Source organism: Roseateles aquae (genome assembly GCF_032337115.1).
Classification (GTDB): domain Bacteria; phylum Pseudomonadota; class Gammaproteobacteria; order Burkholderiales; family Burkholderiaceae_C; genus Roseateles_C; species Roseateles_C aquae.
In genome coordinates this window covers 84,907-105,590 of record NZ_JAVXZY010000007.1, presented here as the reverse complement: position 1 = coordinate 105,590, position 20,684 = coordinate 84,907, and the positions used below count along the sequence as shown (strand labels likewise).

Here is a 20,684-nt window from a genome sequence, read left to right as displayed (position 1 = left end):
GGTGGCGGTACATCGCCGTGCCTTGCGGCGTCGGCGAGCAGCGTCTCCAGTTCGCGCGCCCTGGTCTCGTCCTCAAGGCGGTTCGCGCTGCGCAGGGCGCCATGCGCCGCGGGCGTTGCCGTTGCCGTTGCCGTTGCCGTTGCCGTTGCCGTTGCTCGAGACGTTGTCGCTCGACTGCCGGCCATGGCGGGATTGAGTGCTGGGCGGATCTGCATCTCAGCGCGACCCCCGCGTCGGCCGTTCCTCGGCTTCCAGCTCGGCGGCCCGCTCCTGCGACTGCGCGCGCTCGCGGCGCCAGTGCGCCAGGCTCTGCTGCACGGCGGCCTCGCGCGCCTCGGCACGCTGCAGCGCGCGGCGTTGCTGCGCCGTGTGCGCCTGAGCCTCTTGCAGATTCTGCTGCTCCAGCAGCAGCGCGTAGTCGTCGCGTTCCAGCCGTTCGTCCAGCGCCGCGCGGTGCAGGCTCAGCTGGGTGCCCCAGCGCGCCAGATCGCCGCTGCGGGGGCCGGACCAGCGGGTCTTCAGCGCCTCCAACCGGGCCCGGCTGTGGGCCGCGGCGGCCTCGCACTGCGCCAGCAGCGCCGCCTGCGCGGCCTCGGCCTGCAAGGCTGCGCCCAGGGCCTGGCGTTCGCGTTGCAGCTTCAGCTCGCGCAGGCGCAGCCATTGGCGCGCGGCATCGGGGCTCAGGCCGGGCTTGCTCGTCATTGCACCAGCTCCCGCAGTTGCTGCAGGCAGCCGTCCCAGTCGCTGCACTCATCGGTCGCCTGGCGCAGCAGCGCCTCGATCTGCGGCATCCGGGCGATCGCCTGATCGGCCAGCGCATCGCTGCCGGACTGGTACTCGCCGACACGCAGCAGGAACTCGACCTCCTTGTGCCGCGCCAGCAGGGCGCGCAGCCGCGCCGCGTCACGCTGCTGGTCCCGTCCGGTGACGCGGCCGGCCAGGCGGCTGGCGCTGGCCAGCACGTCGATGGCCGGGTAGTGCTGGGCCTGCGCCAGGGCACGCGACAGCAGCAGGTGCCCGTCGAGGATGGAGCGCACTTCCTCGGCCACCGGGTCGCTGCCTTCCTCGTCCTCGGCCAGCACCGTGTAGAAGGCGGTGATCGAGCCCTTGTCGTCGGCGCCGGCGCGCTCGAACAGGCGCGGCAGCTCGGCGAAGACCGAGGGCGGGTAGCCGCGCCGCACGGCGGGCTCGCCGGCCGCCAGGCCCAGCTCGCGCAGGCCGCGGGCGAAGCGGGTCACCGAGTCCATCATCAGCAGCACGCGGGCGCCCTGATCGCGAAAGCCCTCGGCGATCGCCGTGGCCGCATGGGCGGCGCGCACGCGCTCCAGCGCCGGCCGGTCCGAGGTCGAGGCGACGACGACCGAGCGCGCCAGGCCCTCGGCGCCGAGGCTGTCCTCGATGAATTCGCGCACCTCGCGGCCACGTTCACCGATCAGGCCGATCACATTGACGTCGGCGCGCGTGTTGCGCGCCAGCATGCCCAGCAGCGTGGACTTGCCGCCCCCGGCCATCGCGAAGATGCCCAGGCGCTGGCCTTCGCCGACGCTCAGCAGCGCATCGATGGCACGCACGCCGCAGACCAGCGGGCGCTCGATCATGCGGCGCTGCAGCGGCGCCGGCGGCTCGCGGTACAGCGGCACGCGCGGCAGCGCATCGAGCGGGGCGCCGCCGTCCAGCGGCTGGCCGAAGGCGTCGATGACGCGGCCCAGCAGCGCCGCGCCGCTGGGCAGCTGTGCCATCTCCTGCTGCACCTCGACCGCCGCACCGACCGGCAGGCCCTGCAGCGAACCGAGCGGCGCCAGCACGGCCTCCTGGCCGGCAAAGGCTATCACCTCGGCCTGCAGCGCCGCCTGCTGCGGCTGCAGCGGATCGAAGACGCGGCAGGTCTGACCGATGCGCGCCTGCACGCCGGTGGCGCGCAGCAGCGTGCCACTGGCCTGAACCACGCGCCCCAGCGTGGCCACCGTGCGCAAGCGCGCCAGCTGGGCCAGCTGCAGGGCCGGCGTCGCTTCGAGCGCGCTGTTCATCGCGTCAGCCCCCAGGCGCTGGCGATGCGCTGCAGCTGCGTCTCCAGGCTGGCATCGGCGCTGCCCAGATCGGTCAGCAGCCGGCAGCCCAGCGCTGGCAGCGCGGGGTCGGCGATCAGCTCGGTGTCCTGCAGGCCGGCGCGGTTCTGCGGGTCCAGCGCCTGCAGCGCCTCGCGCAGGCCGGCCAGCTGGGCCGGTGACACGGCCAGGCGCCAGCAACGCGCCGGCAGCAGTTCGCGAGCCGCCTGCAGGGCCAGCCGGGCCAGCTGCTCCTGCGCGGGCAGCTCGCCCATCAGCTTGTTGTGGATCGCCAGCGCCAGCTCGGCCAGCGATTGCTGCCACTGCTGGCGCAGCTGCTGGTTGGCGGCGGCGAGCTGGGCCAGCTGCGTCGCCTGGGCCTCATCCAGCCGGGCCTGCAGGCGCGCCTCGGCTTCGGCCAGACCCTCGCGCAGGCCCTGCTCGCGGGCGGCGTCGCGCAAGACCTGGCACTGCGCCTCGGTCTCGCTGAGCAATTGGTCGACGCGGGCCAGCAGTGCCTGGGCCTGCAGCAGGGCCGGTGCGTCGGCGGCCGGCACGACGCGCTGATCGCTGACCAGACCCAGCGCCGCCTCGGGCCGGGCGCGCCACAGCAGATAGCCGCTCATGCGCCGTCCTCCTCGCCGAGGCGCTGCTGCAGCTGCAGCGTCGCCTGCAGCACGGCCCCTGCGGTGGGCTGCGGCATCACCCAGGCGGCCACCGGGCCGAGCCGGCGTGCCGCCGCATGGCGCAGCGCGCCATGCGGCAGGCTGGCCAGCAGCACGGCGGCGCCGGCCTCGCGGAACTGCTGCGCCAGCGCTTCAGGGGCGACCTCGCCGGGCCAGCCGTCCAGCGCGGCGGGCAGGCCGGTGCCCGGGCCGGTCTGCAGGCTGGGCCAGTCGGGCTGGGCGCGCAGCTGGCGCCACCAGGCGACGCCCAGCACCGCGCGGGCACGCTCGCGCGCCGGTCCGGCGATCCACAGCCGCAAGGCCGGCGCGGCCAGCACCGAACCGCAGCGCAGCATCAGCTGCTGCAGCGCGGCGCTGTCCAGCGCCAGCCAGTCCGGCGCGCCGGCCAGCTGGGCCCAGCTCAGCGAACGGGCCTCGAGCGGCGCTTCATCGAGCAGCTGGCGCGCCAGTTGCGCGCGCAGCGTGAGCGCGCTGCAGGTTTCAGACATCGCTGCCGCCCTCCAAGGCCTGCTGCGGCTCAAGGCTAGCCGCACGGCCGCGGCGCCAGGCCAGCCACAGCGCGGCGCCCAGGCAGCTCAGGCCCAGCACGCCGCCCAGCACGGCGGGCAGCGAAAGCGGACTCGGGCTCGCGCTGACACCCGCTGGCAGCGGGTCGGCCGCGAAGGGCACGACCGAGACGCTCTCGTAGGGCAGGCCCTCGACGCTGTTGACCACCAGCGCGCGGACCTTGGGCACCAGCGCGTCGATGTCGATGCCGGCGCGGTGCTTGATCATCACCGAGGCCGACGAGGGACGCGGTTTGTCGGACAGCGGATGCCGCTCCGGCAGCACCAGGGTGACGCGCGCCTGCAGCACGCCGTCGATGCTGGTCAGCGTGTGCGACAGCTCCTGCGACAGCGCATGCATCAGCCGTGCATGCTCCTCGACCGGCGTGGAGACAAAGCCCTCGCGCTTGAAGACCTTGCCCAGGCTGTCGTAATCCTCGCGCGGCAGGCCCTGGGCCTTGAGCAGCTGCACCGCGCGGGCGAAGTCGCTCTCCGCGATGAGCACCTCGAAGCCCTCTTCGCGCGCCTGCTTCTGCGCCGACAGCCCGGCCTGGCGCAGCGCGGCGACCATGTCATTGGCCTGGCGCTCGTCGAGGCGGGCGTAGAGGGTCTGGTCGCCGCAGGCCACCAGCAGCAGGGGCAGCAGCAACATCAGCAGCGTTGGGAGCAGGCGCGAGGTGTTCATCAGGACTGTTGGCGGAACAGTTGCTGCAGACCTTCGGACGTGCGGTTCGCGATGTTCGAGGTCAGCTGGCAATGGAACATGAACTCCTGGCAGCGCACGGTCAGGCTGACCAGTTCGCCAGGGCTGAGGGCCTGATCGGCCGCGGCGGCGGCGCGCGCATCGATGCCCAGCGAGCGCGCCTCGGCATTGATGTGGTCGAGCGGGCGCACCAGCTCGCGCATGGCCGCCGAGGGCGCGCCGCTGGCCTCGACCCGCTGGGCCGCGCCACTGAGCGCACGCTCGAAGGCCAGGGCCTCGGGGGCCGGCCCCGCCACAGGCAGGGCCGTGCCACCGAGCTGCAGCGCCGGCACCGAAAGGGCAAGCGCGGCCTGCATCATTGCTTGCGCGCCATGGTTTCGAGGGCCGAGCCGACCGTCGAGACGGCGGTGTGCGAGCTGCTCGCCAGGAAGCTCATCTTCAGCGACATCGCGGTCAGCTCGGTCACGTCGGCCGGCTTGTCGCCGCCGTTGTTCATTGCGGCCGACTTGGTCTCGATGTCGCTGGCCTGCTTGTCCAGCGCCTGGCCCCAGGCGTCGGCCATGGCTTCGAACCAGGAACCGCCGGTCTTGCCGTTGTTGCTGGTGCTGCTGACCGGGCTGCTGGCCAGGGTGTTCAGAAGGGTGTTGCTCATGAAAGGCTCCGTGTGTGGTGGATGGACGGTGGGTGGGACGGTGGGGAGATGGTGAGGAGACGGGTATTCAAAGCGTCAGGCGCAGGCGCTGGCCGTCGCGCTCGACCCAGACGCTGCGCTCGGCGATCTGGACGACGCGATGGCCGCTGGGCAGCAGCGCGCCGGTGAAGTAGCGGCTGCCATCGGCGGTGATGAAGAAGGGGTTGTCGGCGCTATCGACGACGGCGACCAGGCGCTTGGCCGGGTCCTCGCGCGGCACCGGGGCCGCCGCCGCCGGGGGCGTCTGCCTGAGCAGCTGCCAGGCCGGCAGCCCGGGGATCTCGCGCCGCGCCGCCGCCTCGGCGGCCTGCAGCCGCGTCGCATCGACCTCGGTGGTCTGCAGTTGCAGCGTGCCGTCCGGCAGTTGCTTGCCCTCGGCCGCCACGCCATGCAGGCGGTAGAGCTCCAGCAGGCGCGGCAGCAGGTCCGGCGCTGGCGCGGGACTGGGCTTGGGCGCGGCCAGCGCCAGATTCGGCTGCGACGCGGTGCTGGTCTGCAGGCCCATGGCCGTGGCGGTGGCCAGCAGGCACAGGCCGCCCAGCGCCAGCAGCCGTTCGACGGCCTGCGTGGCGGGGCGGGTGGCGGAGCGGTGGGGCCGAGGTGCAGCGAGGGCAGGACGCGCTGGCTCGTCCAGCAGCACCGGCTCGGGCCAATGGGCTTGTGCGGCCGGGCCATAGGCCAGCACCGTGTCGCCCAGCTGCAGCAGCTGCCCCGGCAGCCAGGGCCATGGCGTTTCGCCGGGCTGCAGCGCCTGCTCGCCCAGCCAGGCCTGGCCTTCGAGCAGCTGCAGCTGGAAGCGGCCCTGGCCGGCTGGCAGCAGGCGCAGCTGGAAGGGCGCGAGGCTGTGCAGCAGCACGTCGGCGAACTGGGTTTCGGCAAAGGCGTCGGCGGCCAGACCGCAGACCAGGCAGGCCTGGCCCGGCAGCAGCGGCGCGCGGGCGCCGGCCTGCGCGCCGGCCAGCACGCGCAGCTCCTGCATCTCGATCGGGCTCAGGGCGCTGCTCATCGTCGGCTCACTCGGCTTGTGGCGTGGCCAGCGGCTGGCGCGCCTTTTCCAGCGCGGCGCTGCCGGCCTGGGGCGTGGCCAGCCGTGGCGTGATCAGGAACATGCGCTCGATGCGCTGGCTGCCCTTGCGCTGGCTGCGGAACAGGCCGCCGATGCCGGGCAGGTCGCCCAGCAGCGGGATCTTGTCGACGCCAGCATTGGCGCTGTCGCGCACCATGCCGCCGATCAGCAGGCTCTGGCCCTCGCTGATCAGGGCCTGCGTGTTGATGCCGGAGCGCTCGACGATGGGCAGCTGGTCGACGCTCTGGCCGGTCAGGCCGCCGTCCTCGATTTGCACCAACAGCTTGATGCGCGGCGTCTCGTCGCCCTCGCGGAACACATGCGGCGTGACGCGCAGCCGCGTGCCGGCGCTGACGTTGAACAGGTCGACATCCTCGCGGCCGGCGACACGCACGTAGTAGGTCGAGCTGTTGTCGAACACTGCCTCGACATTGGACAGCGTCACCACCTGCGGGCTGGACAGCACCTTGGCCGCGCCGTCGCTTTGCAGTGCGTTGATGCGGGCGACGAAGGGGTAGCGGTCGCCGAGCACCGCCGACAGCGTGCCGCCGCGCGCGCTCGGCGTCACGTCGCTGCGTCCGTTCAGCGCCAGGTCGCTGGCGTCGCCCTTGCCGAGCATCAGGCTGGAGTTGCCGTGGTTGTAGCGCCAGGCCACGCCCAGCTCGCGCAGCCGGTCGGTGTTGATGTCGATGATGGTCGCCTCGATCTCGACCGCCTGCGGCTCCACGTCGAGCGCCTTGATCAGTGCGGCGTAGCGGTCCAGCCGCTCCGGCAGGTCGCGCACGATGACGGCATTGAGGCGCGGGTCGGCCTCGATGCGCGGGCTGAACTCGGCCGGCGCGGCCTCCGCGACGTCGCCGCTCGGTGTCGGCGCATAGCCGGCCTGGTTCAGCGCGGCAACCAGGGTCTCGGCGCCGCGCGGCAGCGGCTCGTCATTGAAGCCCAGCGTGCTGCTGCGCGCCGGGCTGCTGCGCAGGCGCTGGCTGCCCTGGGCACGTGCCGGGTCGGGCATGGGCGCGCTGCGGCCGCTCTTGCCCTGGCCGACCAGCGAGCGCAGGATGCTGGCCACGCCGGGCAGCGTGCTCTGCTGGCCGGCAAAGCTCATCGGCACGTCCTGGGCCCAGGCATAGCGCAGGTAGAAGATGCGGTAGTCCGGCAGTGGCTGCTGCTGGGCCGGCGCCCAGGGGTTGGCGGTGCCGCTGGCCGCAGCGGGGCGCACCTGGCGCACCAGTTCATCGATCTGCTGCACGAAGCGGCGCGCGCCAATGGCCTGCAGGGCGCCATCGCTGCCCTGGCGCAGCGTGTTGCGCGCATCGGGCAGGGCCAGCGTTTCGGCGGCATGCAGCACCTGGCTGGCAACGGCCGGCGCCAGCAGGTAGCTGCGCGTCTGCGTCTCGGCCGCCGGGCTGATGTGCAGCACGCCGCCGTCGTAGTAGGGCAGCAGGTTGTAGGCGCGGCTCAGATCGCGCAGCAGGCGGGCCGGCGTGCCTTCGAAGCGGCCGTTCACCTGGCCCTGCACGGCGCCGCTGATCACCACCGGGATCTCGCTGGCCGAGAACAGGTTCTGCAGGAACTGCTCGATCGGCTGTTCGCGCGCTTCCAGCTTCAACGCGGGCAGCTTGTCGGGCAGCGGGGCGGCCGGTGCGCCCAGGGCCAGGCAGCCGAGGCCGAGCAGGGAGCTCATGGACTTGAACAGTGGATTCAGCGGTTTCATCGTGGGATCGCGGTTCGGCTCAGGCCGCCAGCAGGCCGGTGTGGCCGGCCGCTGGCTCGGGTTCGAGGGTGAGCTGCGGCGGCACCAGATGGGCCAGAGGCGTCAGGCGCAGCGTGGGCAGCAGCTCGTGAAAGGACAGCAATGGCAGCTCGAAGCAGTCGTGCTCCAGCAGCTTGCGCAGATGCCAGCGCAGGTCGATCGCGCAGACCAGCGCCTGCGGGCGCAGCGCGTCGGCCTCGGCGCGCACCAGCGCGGCCAGGGCGCGCGCCTCGTCGGGCGAGATCGCGAGCTGCGTCACGCCATTGCTGCTGCGCAGCGCCTGGCGCAGCTGTTCTTCGAGCGCGCTGGACAGCATCAGCGCGCGCAGCTCGCCACCCGGCGCGAGCCGGTGATGGGTCTGGCGGCGCAGCGCGATGCGGGTCATCTCGGTCAGCGCCTGCACGTCCTTCTCGCGCTGCCCGGCCTCGGCCAGCGCTTCCAGGATGTCGCGCAGATTGCGGATCGAGACCTCCTCGGACACCAGGCGGCGCAGCACCTCGGTGACCTTCTGGATCGGCAGGGCCCGCAGGACTTCCTTGACGACATCGGCCAACTCGGCCTGTGCGCGGTTGATCAGCTCGCTGGTCTCCTGGATGCCGATGAACAGCGCGGCATGGCGGCGCAGGCTCTGGCGCAGCGCGGCGACCAGCGTGGCAATGTCCAGCATGGCGGCACCTTCGGCACTTTCAGCCAAGGGCACCTCATGGGCCAGCAATCGCCAGCCGCCATGCTCCAGCCGGCCGTGCAGGGCGATGCGTGGCAGCGCCAGGCCCAGCTCCAACTGGAACTCGTCCAGCAGGCCTTCGAGCGCGCGGGCCACGGCCAAGCCACCATCAGGCGTCAGCAGCGGCTGTGGCAGCTCCAGCAGCAAGGGCACCGAGGGGCGGGCGCGTGGCAGTGCCGTGGCCAGCGCGGCGGCGACGGGGGCGCGGCGCTGTGCGGCGTCCAGCGCCGGCATGCGCCTTGCCAGCCAGTCGCGCCCGGCCGGCAGCAGCAGGGCACCGGTGGCGCCGAAGACCAGCGCCAGCATCACGAACACCAGCGCCGGAAAGCCAGGCACCACGGCCATCAGCAGGCAGATCGCGCCGGCCATCAGATGGACGCGCGGCTTGGCGCCGAGCTGCTTGCGGATCGCGTCACCGAGGTGGCGGTCATGCTCCTCGTCATTGGTGCGCGTCACCAGCAGGCCGGCCGCCATCGCGCCCAGCAGCGCCGGGATCTGCGCCACCATGCCCTCGCCGATGGTCAGGATCGAATAGCGGTGCGCGGCCTCGCCGACGCTCATGTCCTGCTGCAGCACGCCAATCGCCAGGCCGCCGAGCAGGTTGATCAGGATGATGACGATGCCGGCGATCGCGTCGCCCTTGACGAACTTCATCGCGCCATCGAGGCTGCCGTGCAGCTTGCTTTCCATCTCCAGCACGCGGCGGCGGCGCTTGGCTTCGTCCTTGTCGATCAGGCCGGAGCGCAGGTCCGAGTCGATCGACAGCTGCTTGCCCGGCATCGCATCGAGCGAGAAGCGCGCCGCCACCTCGGCGACCCGCTCGGCCCCCTTGGCGATGACGATGAACTGCACGACGGTGATGATCAGGAACACCACCAGGCCGACGACCAGATTGCCGCCGGCCACCAGCTTGCCGAACGTCGCAATGATGTGCCCGCCATCGGCGTGCAGCAGGATCATCCGGGTCGTCGCAATCGACAGCGCCAGCCGGAACAGCGTGCTCATCAGCAGCACGCTGGGGAAGACCGAGAACTCCAGCGCGCCGGCCACGTAGACGGCGATCAGCAGCAGCACCAGGCCCGAGGCGATGTTGACGGCGACCAGGAAGTCGATGATCCATAGCGGCAGCGGCAGCACCATCAGCGCCACGATGGCGACGATGGCCCCGACCAGGAACAGATCGCTGAAGCGCGCGATCAAGCCTTCGCGCGGCGTGTCGGTGGCCGCGAAGTAGCGCGCCAGGCTGCTGCTGTTGACGTCACTCATGGCGTTTCCCTGTTCGCTCAGGCGCGGCCCTTGGCGCGCAGGCCGGGTGCCAGCAGGCGCAGCCGCAGCTGCCGGTACAGGGCCAGCACATCGCGCACATAGGCCTGGGTCTCGGCATAGGGCGGCACCCGGCGGCCATGGCGCTCGACGGCGCCTTCGCCGGCGTTGTAGGCGGCCAGCACCAGGCTCAGTTCATTGCCAAAGCGCTGCTGCAGTAGCTTCAGGTAGCGCGCCGAAGCTTCTAGGTTTTGCGCCGGCTCGTGCAGGCCGCCGTCGGCCACGCCCACGCCACGCGCCGTCGCCGGCATCAGCTGCATCAGGCCTCTGGCACCCGCGGGCGAAACGGCCTCGCTGCGATGACGCGACTCCACATGAGCCAGCGCATGCAGCAGCAGCGGGTCGATGTCATGGCGTTGCGCGGTCGCCTGCACCAAGGGATCCAAGCTCAGGATTCGCCGTATATCTGTCAATGACGACGAATCGCGTGACGCTGGCATAACCGATTGGGGCGCTGGCCGCAGAGGTCGCAAACGTTTTTCATCAAACTGCAATATCGCTTCCGGCGTTTCGATGGCGGCCGGCTGCGGCACCGCCGTCATCGACGATGCAGCCGGCGTGGCGGTCGCCGCGGGCGGCGCCGTCAGGCTGGGGTGCTGGCAGCGTGCATCGGTCTGCAGCAAAGCGTCGAGCGCGAGCTGCCGGCAGTCGGTGGTGGCCAAGCCGCCCGCCGGCGCAAGGCCTGGCAGCAAGACTGCGCTCATCAGCAGCAAGGCGGCGCGCTGCGGCTGCCACGGAGCCGAACGGCGCAGCGGTCGCAGCGCTTGGCCTTGCTGTTTGTGTGATGTATTGCTCACCTGGGCCCCTCTCTGTCGGTGTTTTCCGGCATTGCTCTGCCTTTGCGTCGGAACTATGCCGACAAGTGCTCGGCTTGTCGTGACGGTTGCAAGCAGACGTAACGAACCAGGGTCAAGGCCACCCATCTTCTTATTAGTGAGCAAGCACCCCCCACGTTAACGCGTAGAAACATTTGTCGCACGCAAGCCGGTCGAAGCAGGGCATCGTTGCGGCGCGGTGCGTGGTCGTTCGCTTTTTGAGCGGGCGCAGCAGCACGCGAAAGACAGGGAGTCATGGCTGAGGATGCAGGCGACAAGACCGAGCAGCCCACGCCCAAGCGCTTGCAGGATGCGCGCAAGAAGGGCGATGTTTCCAAGAGCAAGGAACTGACGAGCACGGCGACGTTGCTGGTCTGGCTGCTGATGAGCGCGCTGGTTCTGGACCTGGCGGGCGACCGCCTGGCCGCGCTGTGGGAGCGTCTGTTCGCCGACATCGCCCAGGGTTGGACGCGCGAGGGCTTTGCCGCGCAGGCGGCGCGCTTGGGCTGGGCCTGTGCCGAGCTGAGCGCCTGGCTCATTGCGCTGCTGCTGGTGCCGGTGGCCGTGCTGGGCCTGCTGGTCGAGTTCCTGCAGGTCGGGGCCGTGCTGGCCTTCGAGAAGGTCACGCCCAAGATGGAGCACCTGAACCCGGCGGCCGGCATCAAGCGCATGTTCTCGCTGGACAACCTGATGGAACTGCTCAAGGGCGTGCTCAAGACCGCGCTGCTGCTGCTGATCGGCTGGCGTCTCGGCGTGTTGCTGCTGCCCGATGCGCTGCGCCTGTCCACCGATCTCGAACGACCGGCCCAGCACTTTGGCGCGCTCAGCTGGATCGCCAGCTGGCGCCTGCTCGGCTGGACGATCGCGGTGTTCGCCGCCGTGGCCCTGCTGGACGCGCTCTGGACCCGCCATCGCTACCTGAAAAAAATGCGCATGAGCCTGCGCGACATCCGCCAGGAGATGAAGGACAACGAGGGCGACCCGATGCTCAAGCAGCAGCGCAAGCAGGCCCATGCGGAGTGGAGCGAGCGCAACCAGTCCGCTGCCGCGCGCGGGGCCAACGCGCTGATCGTCAATCCGACCCATGTGGCCATCGCGATCGACTACGAGCGTGGCCGCTGTCCGGTGCCGACGGTGGCGGCCAAGGGTGAGGACCATGTGGCCCGCGCGATGCGCGAGGCGGCCGAGGAAGCCGGCGTGCCCATCGTGCGCAATGTGCCATTGGCGCGCGAGCTGCTGGCGCGCTGCGAGGAGGGCGAGCTGGTGCCGGCCGAGCTGTTCGACGTGATCGCCGAAGTCATCCTCTGGGCCGACAGCGTGCGCGAGCAGCTGCGCTGGGAGGCGCGCCAGGCGGACCCGCTGCAGCGCGATGGCAGCGCGGCGCCCGCCATACGACCGGCACCGGGTGAAGACCTGACCCCGCACCCTGATCTGGATGCGCGCCTCCAGCCCTGTTGAAAGCCGTACTCCATGCAAGACCTGTGGTTCACCCTGTTGCGTACTGTGCTGGCCCTGAGCCTGGTGCTGGGCCTGGCCTGGTTGCTGCTGCGCGCCTGGCGTTCCGTTCAGCGACCCGGCACACGCGCTGGCGCCGATACACAGACGCTGCGCTTCGTGCGCGCGCTGCCCGTCGGTGCGCGCGAACGTGTCGTGCTGATCGAGCATGCCGGCGAGCGCTGGATGCTGGGTGTCAGTGCCGGCAGCGTCAATGTGCTGGCGCGCTGGCCGCTGCAGGATCTGCAGGCGCAGTTCGAAGCCGGCCGTCTGCCGGAGGCCTCATGAGCCCGGCGCTGCCCGCGTCCGCGCGCTTGCGGCTGCGCCGCTTCGAAGCCGGCGACGCGCCGGCGCTATGCGCGCTGCACCAGGATGCGCGCGTGCGGGCGCTGCTGCCCGATGAGCAGCCGCTGCACGAGCCGCTCTGGGCGGCGCGCTTCATCGAGGCGCTGCAGGGCTTCTATGCCCGCCATCCCGGCCTGGGCATCTGGCACTGCAGCACCACGGAGCCGGCACGCTTCGCCGGCTGGTTCAGCCTGATGCCGCTGGGCGAGAACGCCCAGGCGCTCGGGGCCGCTGGCGACGAGCCCGAGCTGGGCAGCCGCCTGCTGCCCAGCCACTGGGGCAGCCGGCTGAGCCTGGAAGGTGGCGAGCTGCTGCTGGCCCATGCCTTCGAGCAGCTCGCTGCGCCGCGCGTCTGGGGCCTGTGCGACCCGCTGCATCGCAGCGCGCGCTTCTGCCTGGAGACGCTGGGCTTTGCGCTGCGGCAGCGCACCGTCTACGAAGGCCGGCCGGCCGACGCCTTTGCGCTGGAGCGTGCGCAATGGCAGCTGGCGCGGCGCATGCCCTGGCGCGAGCGCATGCGGCGCGCCACCCTCTCAAACCGCGAAGGAGTGCAAGGATGAACGCAAGCAAGGCCGACGAACACCGCGGCGCCTGGCAGAGTGCGCTGGCGCTGGCATTGCAGCAGGCGCTGGGCGGCAGCCGCCTGGCGCAGACACCCTACCGCGAGCCGGATTCCGGCTGGCATGGCACGCGCTGGCTGCTGCCGCGCCGCGATGGTGCCGAGGCGCTCTCGGCGCGCTGCCTGGGCGTGCTGGCGCGCGCCGGGCTGCAGCTGCCCGAGAACCTGGCGCGCCAATGCCTGAGCCATTTCCGCCACCAGCTGGCGCCGGGCCCGCTGGATGATTTGGGCCTGGCCCTGGCCGGCTTCCTGGGCGCCTGCTGGCAGGCCCAGGACCAGCTGGCGCTGACCCGCGAACGCTGGGCCGCGATCACGCTGTGGCTGGAGGCCTGGGTGATCGACAGCCTGCCCTGGGACGAGGCCTCGCTGGCCGAGCGCCAGACCCTGTTCGAGCGCCTGGCCGTGCTGACCGCGGCGCTCGGTGAATGGACGCTGCAGGCCAGCCACGAGGGCGGCGCCGCGATGGAGTCGGCACGCTGGCTGGCGCGCAACAGTCTGCAGACGGTGCTGGGCCTGGAGCTGGAGCTGCTGTGCACAAGGCTGCGCAGTCTGGACGTCAGTACTGCGGTCAACCCTAGCCTGCCAGGCGGCGAATTAGGAGCAGCAGCAGATCGCCAGCTGCGCAGTGGGCCCGTGTAATGACACCGTCAGCAGCGCAGATCGATGAAAGCGAGATTTGCGCCGCGACGGGTCGAAGTGGCGGTGTTTTCAAGTCGCCATCGCCGCAACGATCGCGATCAGGACATGAACTCACCTTGGCCGGCAAGCCGGCACTCGATTCAATCATTCACTCAAGCATTCGGAGGTTCTTATGGGATCAGCAGTTAGCAGCGTGTTCGGTGGCGGCGGTGCCGGTGGCATCCTGGGCGCCGTGGGCGGCATCGTCGGGGGCGTCTTCGGCGGCCCGATCGGTTCCATGATCGGCCAGGCCGTCGGCAACCTGCTCAACCAGGCCATCGGCCAGGCCTTCAACCAGGTCGTCGACAACCTGGTCAGCAACCACGGCATGCCCAAGTTCCTGGGCGACGAAGTCAAGGCCAAGGTCGGCGACACCCTGGGCCGCCTGCAGCACCAAGTGCCGGATGCGGCCACCAATGCCGCCAAGGACCACTTCGGTTCGGCCATCCAGGAGTTCCAGCATAACTTCGCCAATGACCTGACCGCCGCCATCCTGAAGGCGCTCGGCAAGAAGGCCTCGGGTGCTGACGGTTCGGACGGCTCCGGCGGCGCGCCGGCCGGCAAGGGCTGGCTGCAGGCGATCGCCCGTGCCATGGGCGAGCATCTGGGCGACAAGGCCGCCGAGATGGTCTCGCTGAGCGAGCAGATGACCGCGCTCGACAAGGAGTCGGCCGGCACCACCAAGGCTGTCGCCGATGCTGGCGCCAAGCTTGACCAGGGCGGCAAGGGCGGTGCACTCGCGGGCGCGCAGAGCCAGGACCAGGCCAATGCCCGCAAGTTCAACCAGCTGATGACGCAGTTCCAGGCCACCAGCCAGGAATACGGCATGCTGAACAACACCTACTCCAGCGCCATCAAGGCACTGGGCGAAGCGCTGTCCTCGATGGCTCGCAAGCAGTAATCGACTTCGATCAGACCCGGCGACGGGTCTCGCACCGCGTGCTCCATCAGAGGAGTACGCGGTCTTTGCATTTCTGGAAGCAGGCCTCAACCGATGTCAGACAGATCCACAGCGCCATCACGGTCTCCGTCACGCCTTGATGTGTCGCGCTGGCAACAGTGCGCTCGGACTTCGCTCGGCCGCGTTCTGGCGTTCGGCTGCATGCTGCTGTTGGCGCCATGGGTGAGCACAGGCGTCCATGCCGGCGACGCCCAGGGCCATGTGCTGTTCCGTGATTTCTACGGCACGTTGACGCGCAGTTCGCTGGACGGGCTGAGCGGCACGGAACTGCCGGTCCGTGATCTGCCCAATGCGCCGCTGGGCAACTATTTCCAGTCGCTCGACGGGGATCGCAAGTTCGCGATCTACCGCCCCAAGTCCAAGGATTTGACGACGCTGTCCGTCCATGAGGCCGGCTCGGCCAAGCTGCTGTTCACGCAGGATGTGCCCGCCGGCACCTTCATCGTCGGTCCCGTATTCGGCGACCCCGAGCAGTACCTGCTGCGCACCGTGGTCGGCGCGTCGGACGGCCGGCAGGCCTTTGTCGTCAGGCTGCGCGAGGGGCGCATGCTGGGCGTGCTCAGCACGCAGGGCGTGGACGATGACATCGCGGTGCTGCCGGATGGGCGGCTCTACCGGATCAACGACAAGAGCGGCGACATCTCCACCGCCGGCCCCGATGGTGTCTGGCAGCCGCTCGGCCGGCTGCAGCCGCCTGCGGGCATGCGCATCGGCGTCTGGCGGCTCAACCATCGCGGCGATCGCCTGGCCGTGATCTACATCCGCTCCGAGCAGCGCAGCGTCATCTGGACCGATGCCTGGGTCGCCGCCATCGACGGCAGCGCACAGCAGCGCCTGACCGTGCAAGGCCTCTTCAACTACCCGCTGTGGTCGCCGGACGACCGCGAGATTTCGCTGCGCATGGACACCCTTTCCAGCCGGGTGCCGCAGGGGCGCGTCAGCGGTGACTGCGGCAACTGGCGCATCCCGGCCGACGCCCGCGATGTCGACGGCCTGGGCTTCGGCCACCCGCACCCGATTGCGCGGGAAATATTCGTCAGCGAAGGCGGTAAGCCCTCGAAGACGCGCGCCTGCAAGCTGGCCGCCTGGGTGCGTTGAGCAAGACCTGGCCCTTTCTTGAACCCGATTCAATCGACTCGAGACCATCATGAAACAAACTCTGAAGACCTTGGCTGTGGGCCTGTGTGTCGGCGCAAGCCTGGTGGCTTGTGGCGGTGGTGGCTCCGAGCCTCCGGTCACACCCCATACACCTACACCTACGCCTACGCCTACACCTACGCCCACGCCCACGCCCACGCCCACGCCCACGCCCACGCCCACGCCCACGCCCACGCCCACGCCCACGCCCACGCCAACGCCAACGCCTGCTTCACCCAGCGGCACGCTGTGGGTCAAGAACTATGCGCTGGACTATCGCAGCGGCGTGCAGCTGGCCCATCTGGACGGCGCGCTGCCGGAGGATGTCACCTTGCAGAGCGATGTGGATGTCTATGCCTGGACCGACGGACGGCAGTACGCCGTCACGAGCTGGAACGCGCGCTACGACTACAGCACCGTCAAGGTCTTTGATCGCGCCACTGGCAGTACTGTCTACCAACTGCAGCCGGATGGCAATGTGCGTGGCCTGGTGCCCTCGCCGGTGGACAAGCGCCTGGTCAAGTGGATGCAGGGCGCAGGCACGATAGGCGCTGTGACCGAAAAGGTCGTGGACCTCTCGACTCAGCAGGTCCTGTTGCTCATCGACGATGACGACTACTTCGCCTGGCTTCCCGATGGCCGCTACCTGCTGATCAGTCGCACCAGCGGGCGCATGCGCATCGGCGCGCTGGGCAGCAGCGAGCAGCAGCAGGTGGCGCAGCTGCAGTTGCCCGCCGATCGCAAGATGGGCCAGTTCGCCGTGGACCCGAGCGGCAAGCGCTTCATCGTGCAGATGTCCTTGCGCGGTGCGGTGCCGGCGCAGTCGGACCTGTGGATCGGCAATGTCGATGGCACGAACTTCGAGCAGTTCACCGACGTCAAGGCCTTTGGCGGCGCCGCCTGGTCGCCCGACGGGCGCTTTGTCGCCTACACCGTCGACACCGGCGGCTTTTGCACCGGCGGCGGCTGCATCGGTGGCTGCGACCAGTACTACACGCCGGTGGAGCTGCGCATGGTCAAGGGCCTGACCGGGCTGCCGGGCAGCCTGGGCTTTACCGTCAACAACCGCAGTGGGCGGCCCCATTCATTGGGCTGCTCGGTGCTTGCCTGGACGCCGTGATTGCCAGGTCTCTAGAGTCCCAGGGCATGCGGCGCATGGATCGCAAAGGTCTCGTCAAGCCGCGCCGCAGCCAGCGCACCCAGAAACCTTCTGTTTCGTCACTGACAAGCGCTCATGATTTCCACGAAATTGGGGGTAGAGGGCGCGCGCTGTAGACGTTAACAATGCAGCGCAATGATGAAGCTCAGGGGGGAGCCGTGAATTCCAGTCGTTCCGTTTTGTGGCGCATGGAGCGCAAAGCTGCCAGCGCGTCGAGAACGCTTGCGCTGTTGACGGCCGCGCTGATGCTGGCGGCGCCCGCGCAGGCGCAGTACGTCATGGAGTTCGCCTACACCTACACGGCGCCGACCTCCACCTTCATCAGCAATACCTTCCTCAACCAGCAGGCGATGATCGAGGCGACCAAGCCTCAGGCGGCCACGCGCAAGCCGGTGGCCGTGCCGCTGGCGCCGCCGCGCGTGGCGCGCAGTGCGGCCGAGCTGTCCGCCGCGGTGCCGGCCACACATCGGGCGGCGCTTGAAAAGCTCTATGTGCAGCTGATGCCGGCCTACCAGCTGATCGAGCAGCGCTTTGGCTGGCCACAGGACGACGTGGCCGGCGCGATGGTGGCCTTGCTGGCCGGCAACTACCAGGTCTTGCATGGCGAGGTTTTGAACGAGCCCTGGGTCGCGACCGCCGGCAAGCAGCTGCGCAACAGCGCGGCGGTGCAGGACCTGATCGCGCGCATCAGCCCCGAGGACCGACGCCGCCTCTACGAGCATTGCGCCTTGCTGGGCATGTTCATGGCCACAGCCTTCGAGACCCGCGCCCAGCAGTCGCCTCAAGTGCTGGAGAACCTGCGCCAGTCGGCGCGGGCGAATCTGCGCGTGGCCCTGGGCGACGCGGCCGACACGCTGCGCTTCACGCCGCAAGGCCTGCAACTGCACTGAGGCCAGGACATGCTGCGATCCAAGTCGGCCAACTGGGCTCTGGCCGCGCTGCTGAGCCTGCCCTGCGCGGCTGAAGCCCAGAACCTGCCCGTCGATGCGGCGACGCTGCAGCAGCTGGTCGATGCGGTCAGCCTGGACCAGATGTCCGAAGCCGCGCTGCAGGCCTGCGGCGAGCTGGGCGTGAACGTCTACCCGCGCATGCTGGACGCCTGGGTGAGCTGGCGCGAGCAGCAGCAGATCGCACCGCTGCGCATGGTGGTGGCGGCGCTGGGGCGGCGCCATGCAAAGGGCCGGACACCGGGGCAGGAGCTGGCGGCCGTGATGCGTGAGCGTGTGCTCAGCGAGGCGGACCCCGAGGCGCGCTGTGCATCGCTGCTGCAGGATTGGCGCGGGCCGGGCATGGATGCCGCCAGCCTGTTTCCGCAGGCGCGCGGGGCTGCGAAGGCGCTGGTTAGGGCCAAGCTGGTGAACCCGCCCGAGATGCCTGCCATTGACCCTGAGCCGGCGCGGGGCCAGGTCTTGCTGCCCAGCCAGATTCCCGCGCTGGCCGAGGCGCACAAGGGCGGCTGGACCGCACTCTCGCTGGAAGCGGCGCGCCAGGCGCTGCCGCCGGTCTATGTCAAAGGGCGCGTGCAGCGCTGGTCCGGCGATCAGGACCGCTTCGTGCTGGTCCAGCAGCGCGAGGAGCGGCGCGCCGATGCGGTGATCGAGCTGAGCTTCGATGCCGAGGCCTGGGTGGGCCGCGAGCTGGTGCTGCGCGGCGTGCTGACCACGCTCAGCACTGGCCGCGCCCGGCTCTCCGACGCCGTGCTGGTGCCGCAGGGCGCGGCGCTGCAGCCGGCCGCGCTGCCTCAGGCGCCGCTGCGGCGCCAGGCGGTGCTGCGCCAGCGCGTGCTGGCCGCGCCGGGCCGCGGCATCGCAGACAAGGATCTGGCGGCCGTGCTGATCCATGGCGAGGGCCGCTACGACGGCGGTTCCAGCTGGGCCGAAGACGTCTGCTACCTGCTGCGCGATGGCACGGCCTACCTGCGGCCCGACATGCCGCCCGACCAGCTCGACGTGGCCGCCTCGCGGCGCCTGGAGCCGCAGCGTTGGGCACGTTGGCGCCGCAGCGGCCAGGGCTATGAACTGCAGGCACAGGACGACGACGGACGTGCCGTCGGCGAGTGGCGGCCGCTCAAGCACCATGCGGTCCGGCCTTGGGCCGAGGGCAGCAAGCTCGACGGCAGCTTCAGCCGCAGCAGCTTCTACGGCAGCCTGATGGGCGCCAGCACCAGCAGCACGCGGCGCATTCGCTTTGGGGCCGATGGGCGCTTCGAGCAGAGCCAGCAGTCGCTCTCCAGCTCGGGCGGCATGGCGGCCGGCAATGGCGCGGTGATCTCTGCCAGCTCGCGCCGCGATGGCCAGGGCAGCCGCAGCGTGGCCGGCGGCACCGTCGGCGGCGCCGGGGCTTTCAGCGGCAGCCAGCTGGACGACGGGGCCGGCCGCCGTGGCCGCTACCAGCTGCAGGGCTACGTCATCACGCTCAGCTTCGACGATGGCCACCAGGAGCGGCTGCTGAGCTTCCCGGTCTACGACAAGCAGCAGACCGTCTACGTGGGCAGCGGCAGTTTGACGCAGGACTGATCACCCATTCCATTGAGGAGGAAAAAATCCATGCAAGCCCTTGAATCCCAACGCCGCCAACGCCGGCACGGCTTCGGCCCGACGCTCCTGCTGCTGCTGGGCTGCCTCTTGCAGCCTGCCGTGGCGCAGGTAGCGCCCTCGCAGAGCCTGGCCGAGCAAATGCGCGCCATGCTGGCCAAGCCGGCGCCACGCGCAGGCACGACGGCGCCGGCCGCTGCAGCCACCACCCCGGCCCCTGCGGGCCTCGCCGGCATCGCCACGCTCCCGGCCGCGCGCCAGGGGGGCGGCGTTGGCGTCTTCGATGCGCCCCTGCAGACCGAAGGCCCGGTGCAGATCGCCCAATCGGCGGCCGAGCTGGCGCAGCGCTTCCCGGCGGACAAGCGCGCCGCGATGGCGCGGGCCTACGAGGCCTCGTTCTCGTTCTGGCAGAAGCTGGAGACGCAGCTGGGCCTCACACCCAATGACCTCGCCGCCGGCGTGGCCGCCTTCATTGCCGGCAACTACGCCGCCTTCATGCAGCAGCAGGTGCCGGACGAACAGTTCAAGACCCTGGTGCTGCAGATGCAGGGCGTGCTGGCCCAAAGCCCGGTGATCCGTCAGGCCAGCCCGGCCACGCGGCGCAGCCTGTTCGAGCAGATGGCCATGGTGGGCACCTTCATGGCCGTCTACCGCGAGCAGCTGAGCCGCCAGCCCAGCCCGAACGAGGAACTGCATTTCCGCAATGCGGCGCGCGCCAACCTGGAGCTGGCGCTGGGCGTGCCGGTGGAGCGCATGGTGATCGGCGAGCAGGGGCTGGAAGTGCGTTGAATGGCGCTGTAGCGCCATGGCGCCGCGGACGGCTGACCGTGGGGCCGCCAGCTGCCTCGCTCTTACAGGCTGCCCAGATCGCCGCTGGCCGAGGCGCGCATCACCGCCAGTGTTTCTTGCCACCAACGGTCGCGCTTCATGCCGCGCGCGGTGGCCCCATGTTGCTGCAGCGTGGCTGCCCAGCCGCGCATCTCGCTGGCCGCCAGATCGGCGTCGCCACCGAACAGCTGCATCGTCGCGGCCCAGTACTCGGCGTCGCTGAAGACCTCGGGCACGGGGCTGCACAGCAGCACCCGCGCCAAGGTCCAGGGGGTCGCAAAAAAGGGCTGATCGGGGTCGAACAGGCGCGGGCCGCTGGTCTGCAGCAGGTTTGACCGCTGGGCGCTGAAGAAGTGCTCGAAGCTCGCGCGCCAGGTGCGCGCCTGGCCGGCACGCCACCAGCGCTGGCTGCCCTGCCAGGGCCAGAGTTGCCCGGGCCAGACGCTGCGCCAGCCCTGCGCGGCCCAGGGGCCGAGCAGCGCGCGCCGCTGCGCCTCCGGGCAGTCCGGCCAGGCGCGCTCCAGCGCCTGGCGCAGTTCAACGGGCAGGGTCAGCAGCTCAAGCTCCAGCATGCGCGC

At 70.4% G+C, this 20,684-nt stretch carries 22 protein-coding genes; 10 read left to right on the top strand and 12 right to left on the bottom strand.

Features of this window, described 5'->3' with window-relative positions:
- Positions 1-216: 216 nt before the first annotated feature.
- The 11 genes from RQP53_RS16840 to RQP53_RS16790 all read right to left on the bottom strand — a co-directional run bounded on the left by RQP53_RS16840 (position 217) and on the right by RQP53_RS16790 (position 9,922).
- On the bottom strand, positions 217-702 hold the full coding sequence (locus RQP53_RS16840) for a hypothetical protein (RefSeq protein ID WP_315651835.1): 486 nt from the start codon (positions 700-702) through the stop codon (positions 217-219).
- Positions 699-2,027 (bottom strand): FliI/YscN family ATPase, encoded by a 1,329-nt coding sequence (locus tag RQP53_RS16835; protein WP_315651834.1) that lies wholly within the window; start codon positions 2,025-2,027, stop codon positions 699-701. The genes RQP53_RS16840 and RQP53_RS16835 overlap by 4 nt, the downstream gene beginning before the upstream one ends.
- Positions 2,024-2,671 (bottom strand): FliH/SctL family protein, encoded by a 648-nt coding sequence (locus RQP53_RS16830; RefSeq protein WP_315651833.1) that lies wholly within the window; start codon positions 2,669-2,671, stop codon positions 2,024-2,026. Before RQP53_RS16830 ends, RQP53_RS16835 begins: the two co-directional genes overlap by 4 nt.
- A complete protein-coding gene (locus RQP53_RS16825) occupies positions 2,668-3,219 on the bottom strand; it encodes a hypothetical protein (RefSeq protein ID WP_315651832.1) in 552 nt (183 codons plus the stop codon). Before RQP53_RS16825 ends, RQP53_RS16830 begins: the two co-directional genes overlap by 4 nt.
- A complete protein-coding gene (gene sctJ / locus RQP53_RS16820; RefSeq protein ID WP_315651831.1) occupies positions 3,212-3,961 on the bottom strand; it encodes a type III secretion system inner membrane ring lipoprotein SctJ in 750 nt (249 codons plus the stop codon). Before sctJ ends, RQP53_RS16825 begins: the two co-directional genes overlap by 8 nt.
- Positions 3,961-4,335: a hypothetical protein gene (locus RQP53_RS16815; RefSeq protein WP_315651830.1), complete on the bottom strand. Its 375-nt coding sequence runs from the start codon at positions 4,333-4,335 to the stop codon at positions 3,961-3,963. The genes sctJ and RQP53_RS16815 overlap by 1 nt, the downstream gene beginning before the upstream one ends.
- Positions 4,335-4,631 carry a hypothetical protein gene (locus RQP53_RS16810; RefSeq protein WP_315651829.1) on the bottom strand — a complete coding sequence of 99 codons (297 nt, stop codon included), beginning with the start codon at positions 4,629-4,631 and terminating at the stop codon, positions 4,335-4,337. Before RQP53_RS16810 ends, RQP53_RS16815 begins: the two co-directional genes overlap by 1 nt.
- Before the next feature lie 67 nt (positions 4,632-4,698).
- Positions 4,699-5,676 carry a SctD/MshK family protein gene (locus RQP53_RS16805; RefSeq protein WP_315651828.1) on the bottom strand — a complete coding sequence of 326 codons (978 nt, stop codon included), beginning with the start codon at positions 5,674-5,676 and terminating at the stop codon, positions 4,699-4,701.
- A 7-nt stretch (positions 5,677-5,683) separates the two neighbouring features.
- Positions 5,684-7,420 carry a type III secretion system outer membrane ring subunit SctC gene (sctC, locus tag RQP53_RS16800; protein WP_315651827.1) on the bottom strand — a complete coding sequence of 579 codons (1,737 nt, stop codon included), beginning with the start codon at positions 7,418-7,420 and terminating at the stop codon, positions 5,684-5,686.
- Between the two features lie 49 nt (positions 7,421-7,469).
- Positions 7,470-9,479 carry an FHIPEP family type III secretion protein gene (locus RQP53_RS16795; protein ID WP_315651826.1) on the bottom strand — a complete coding sequence of 670 codons (2,010 nt, stop codon included), beginning with the start codon at positions 9,477-9,479 and terminating at the stop codon, positions 7,470-7,472.
- A gap of 17 nt (positions 9,480-9,496) precedes the next feature.
- Entirely contained in the window at positions 9,497-9,922 is a 426-nt protein-coding gene (locus RQP53_RS16790) for a lytic transglycosylase domain-containing protein (protein WP_315651825.1), read from the bottom strand.
- A 684-nt stretch (positions 9,923-10,606) separates the two neighbouring features.
- Between RQP53_RS16790 and RQP53_RS16785 the strand changes: the two genes are divergently transcribed.
- From RQP53_RS16785 to RQP53_RS16740, 10 genes are all read left to right on the top strand, one after another.
- Positions 10,607-11,809 carry an EscU/YscU/HrcU family type III secretion system export apparatus switch protein gene (locus RQP53_RS16785; protein ID WP_315651824.1) on the top strand — a complete coding sequence of 401 codons (1,203 nt, stop codon included), beginning with the start codon at positions 10,607-10,609 and terminating at the stop codon, positions 11,807-11,809.
- Positions 11,810-11,821: 12 nt separating this feature from the next.
- A complete protein-coding gene (locus RQP53_RS16780; RefSeq protein ID WP_315651823.1) occupies positions 11,822-12,133 on the top strand; it encodes a flagellar biosynthetic protein FliO in 312 nt (103 codons plus the stop codon).
- Positions 12,130-12,750, top strand: a complete 621-nt coding sequence (locus RQP53_RS16775; RefSeq protein ID WP_315651822.1) for a GNAT family N-acetyltransferase — start codon at positions 12,130-12,132, stop codon at positions 12,748-12,750. The genes RQP53_RS16780 and RQP53_RS16775 overlap by 4 nt, the downstream gene beginning before the upstream one ends.
- Positions 12,747-13,448, top strand: a complete 702-nt coding sequence (locus tag RQP53_RS16770) for a DUF6683 family protein (protein WP_315651821.1) — start codon at positions 12,747-12,749, stop codon at positions 13,446-13,448. Before RQP53_RS16775 ends, RQP53_RS16770 begins: the two co-directional genes overlap by 4 nt.
- 172 nt (positions 13,449-13,620) lie before the next feature.
- Positions 13,621-14,388 (top strand): hypothetical protein, encoded by a 768-nt coding sequence (locus RQP53_RS16765; RefSeq protein ID WP_315651820.1) that lies wholly within the window; start codon positions 13,621-13,623, stop codon positions 14,386-14,388.
- Positions 14,389-14,610: 222 nt separating this feature from the next.
- Positions 14,611-15,546, top strand: coding sequence for a hypothetical protein (locus tag RQP53_RS16760; RefSeq protein ID WP_315651819.1), 936 nt, complete (start codon positions 14,611-14,613; stop codon positions 15,544-15,546).
- A gap of 49 nt (positions 15,547-15,595) precedes the next feature.
- Positions 15,596-16,705 (top strand): TolB family protein, encoded by a 1,110-nt coding sequence (locus RQP53_RS16755; protein WP_315651818.1) that lies wholly within the window; start codon positions 15,596-15,598, stop codon positions 16,703-16,705.
- Between the two features lie 227 nt (positions 16,706-16,932).
- The gene (locus RQP53_RS16750) at positions 16,933-17,634 is read left to right on the top strand and encodes a DUF6683 family protein (RefSeq protein WP_315651817.1); all 702 of its coding nucleotides are present in this window, start codon (positions 16,933-16,935) and stop codon (positions 17,632-17,634) included.
- A 9-nt stretch (positions 17,635-17,643) separates the two neighbouring features.
- Positions 17,644-19,260 carry a hypothetical protein gene (locus RQP53_RS16745; protein ID WP_315651816.1) on the top strand — a complete coding sequence of 539 codons (1,617 nt, stop codon included), beginning with the start codon at positions 17,644-17,646 and terminating at the stop codon, positions 19,258-19,260.
- 30 nt (positions 19,261-19,290) lie between these two features.
- On the top strand, positions 19,291-20,067 hold the full coding sequence (locus tag RQP53_RS16740; RefSeq protein ID WP_315651815.1) for a DUF6683 family protein: 777 nt from the start codon (positions 19,291-19,293) through the stop codon (positions 20,065-20,067).
- Positions 20,068-20,129: 62 nt separating this feature from the next.
- Here the strand turns inward: RQP53_RS16740 and RQP53_RS16735 are convergent, their stop codons facing one another.
- Positions 20,130-20,678, bottom strand: coding sequence for a hypothetical protein (locus RQP53_RS16735; protein WP_315651814.1), 549 nt, complete (start codon positions 20,676-20,678; stop codon positions 20,130-20,132).
- Between the last annotated feature and the right edge of the window lie 6 nt (positions 20,679-20,684).